This is a genomic window from Nonomuraea terrae, assembly GCF_004348995.1.
Classification (GTDB): domain Bacteria; phylum Actinomycetota; class Actinomycetes; order Streptosporangiales; family Streptosporangiaceae; genus Nonomuraea; species Nonomuraea terrae.
This window is the reverse complement of sequence record NZ_SMKQ01000405.1, coordinates 1-2,882: the sequence shown is the minus strand read 5'-3', so window position 1 is coordinate 2,882 and position 2,882 is coordinate 1. Positions and strand designations below refer to the sequence as shown.

Below are 2,882 nucleotides of genomic sequence, written 5' to 3'. Positions count from 1 at the left end.
CGCCAGCTCCCCCCGCGCCCGAAGCTCCTGCCGGATCTCCGCCAGCTCGGGCACCTGGCGCAGCACGTCGCGCGCCCCGCCCAGCAGCACGTCGGCCACCCCAGCCGCCAGATACAGCGCCTCCTGGCGCAGATCAGCGCTCACATCCCGATCCATCGGCACTCACCGTTCTATAGGCGACACCGACAGTGAAGCACAGAGAGTAATGAGATGACCACGGTACGTTCACGGATTTCTCCGGAAGGTCATGGAGTTCGCCGGCCGCCCGACCGTGCCCGCCGGCGCCGGGTCAACTCGCCTTCTGGACGCGAGTCGTGCCGGAGGTGAGCGGGGTGCCGGTGGTGTCGATGGCCCGCAACTCGGGGACGACCTCTCCTCGCTGGTCGACGAGTACCGAGTGCTCCTCCCCAGAGGTGAAGGCGTGGCGCTCACCCCACTGACGCAGGGCCAGCATCACGGTGAACAGGTCGCGCCCCGCGTCCGTCAGCGTGTAGGTCTGCCGCTTGCCGGATGGTGCGGTGTCCCGGGCGAGGATGCCGTACTCGGTGAGGCGGCGCAGCCGATCGGTGAGGACGTTGCGGGCGATCCCGAGCCGCTGGTGAAAGTCGGTGAAGGCGGATGCTCCATCCATCGCGTCCCGGACGATGAGCAGGCTCCAGCGGTCGCCGACCAGGTCGACGGTCCTGGCCACCGGGCAGTTCGGGTCGGTCCAGCGCTCGGCTGTCACGCACACCTCCGTTCGGTTGCTTTTTGCAACCATTCTGCCCTAGCCTCCGTTTGGTTGCAATTTGCTACTGATTGGGGAATGGTGTGGCGACGATCCTCGGTGGAGGGCGCAGATTGTTGCTGGCCGTGGTGTGCGCGGTAGCCGTGGCGAACGTCTACGCCGTACAGCCCGTCCTGGACGCGGTGGGATCGGATCTGGGGCTCACCTCAGGCGGTCTGGGATGGCTCGTCGCCGTCGGTCAGGCCGGCTATCTGGCCGGGCTGGTCACGCTCGTTCCGCTGGGAGACGTGCTCGACCGGCGGCGGCTCATCGCGGGTCATCTGGTGCTCACCGCGGCCGGAAGCGCTGTCGTCGCGGCCTCGACGACAGCACCGCTCGCGCTGGCGGGTCTCGGCGTCGCGGGGATGTTCGCGGTCGTGGTGCAGACGACCGTCGCCTACACGGCCGCTGTGTCTCCGCCGCACGAGCGCGGCAGGAACATCGGCACGGTCACCTCCGGCGTGGTCGTCGGCATCCTCGGCGCCCGCGTGATGTCGGGCTTCCTGGCCGAGGCGGCAGGCTGGCGCAGCGTGTACGCCACACTGGCCGCCGCCTCGATGGTCCTGGCCGGACTCGTCATGATTTCGCTGCCCCCCGACGAGTCGCGTGAGGGCGCACACGGTGGTTACCGGCAGGTGATCGCCTCCATGGGGAGCCTCGTCGCCGCGGACCGGATGTTCCGCAGCCGAGCGGCCCTTGCGTTCTTCGTGTTCGCCTCGTTCGGGACGCTCTGGAGCGGTCTGGCGCTCCCGCTGAGCGCCGAACCCTGGCACCTGACACCGGCACAGATCGGCCTGTTCGCTCTCGCCGGGCTCGCCGGCGCTCTCGGTGCCGCCCGCGCGGGACGGTGGGCTGACCGCGGATACGCCGGCCCGGTCACGGGCTGGGCACTGGTGGTCCTGATCGTGTCGTGGACGTTCACCGCCTGCACCGGGCAGTCCCTGTGGCTGCTGAGCGCGGGCGTGATCCTCCTGGACCTCGCGGTGCAGGCCGTCCACGTCAGCAACCAGCACCTCATCACCACGGCCCGGCCGCGTCAGGCCGGCGGCGTGATCGGCGCGTACATGGCCTTCTACTCCCTCGGCTCGGCCCTCGGCGCGGTGACCACGGCGTGGACCTACGCCACCGCCGGATGGCCCGCCGCCTGCCTGCTCGGCGCCGGCTACGCGACCGCGGCCCTCGCGGTCTGGGCTTTGTCCCCTCGACCTCGTCCCCCCGGCGCGGCTCCGCACCAGCCGCCCGAATGTCTCTCCTGCCCCTCCCCCATCCGGGCTCCTAGGGGCGTGGAGTAGGAAAAAGCCGTACTTATGCACGTTCGGCGGTCAGTGAGGATTTGTACGTACTCGTGGGCGGGAGGTAGCGGCAGGGTCTTCGGTGTCAGCTTCCGGCCGTACCCGACGGCCCCTCGCCAGCACACCCGAGAGGTTCACCATGAACAAGCGCGCCCTCGCCCTTCCCGGTGCCGTCCTGGCCGCCGGCCTTCTCAGCGCGGCCTTCGTGCCCGGCGCCGCCCAGGCCGACGCCTCGCCGTACGCCGCGCCCGTCTACTTCGCGGCCAAGCTCACCGGCAAGAACGAGGTGCCGGTCAAGGGCGGCCCGAAGGTGGGCGACAAGAACGGCAGCGCGCTGGCGGTCTTCGTGATCGACCGTGACAAGGTCTCGTACGCCGTCCGGTGGGAGGGCACGGCCACGCCGACGATGTTCCACATCCACCAGGGCAAGAAGGGCCAGAACGGCGACGTCAAGATCGGCTTCTTCATGGACGGCCTGCCCAAGGGCACCAGCGCCGTGTCCGGCACCGTGCAGGTCAAGGACAAGAACCTGCTGGCCGGCATCACGAGGAACCCCGGCAACTGGTACGCGAACCTGCACACCGGCGAGTTCCCCGGTGGCGCGGTGCGCGCGCAGATGTACCGGATCAAGCCGGTGAACCTGGCCTCGGTGCTCGCCATCGGCAACGGCAGCAGGTTCCACGTCAAGGCCGACGGCAAGCAGGAGGTCCCGGCGCCCGGCCAGAAGGTCGGCGACAAGGACGGCTTCGCCGAGTGGCTGTTCGACATCAAGGGCGGGAAGATCGAGTACGCGACGCTGTTCAACGGGATCGCCCCGCCCACCC

Annotated in this window: 3 protein-coding genes; 2 read left to right on the top strand and 1 reads right to left on the bottom strand. The window is 69.6% G+C overall.

Annotated elements, in window-relative coordinates; all coding sequences use genetic code 11:
- Positions 1-289 precede the first annotated feature (289 nt).
- Positions 290-727, bottom strand: a complete 438-nt coding sequence (locus E1286_RS46895) for a winged helix-turn-helix transcriptional regulator (RefSeq protein WP_246075770.1) — start codon at positions 725-727, stop codon at positions 290-292.
- 83 nt (positions 728-810) lie between these two features.
- On the opposite strand from E1286_RS46895, the gene E1286_RS46890 reads away from it, so the two are divergent.
- Together E1286_RS46890 and E1286_RS46885 are read left to right on the top strand one after the other, a co-directional pair.
- Entirely contained in the window at positions 811-2,058 is a 1,248-nt protein-coding gene (locus E1286_RS46890) for an MFS transporter (protein ID WP_132623838.1), read from the top strand.
- Between the two features lie 139 nt (positions 2,059-2,197).
- A partial coding sequence (locus tag E1286_RS46885) for a CHRD domain-containing protein (RefSeq protein WP_132623836.1) occupies positions 2,198-2,882 on the top strand: 685 nt, incomplete at its 3' end.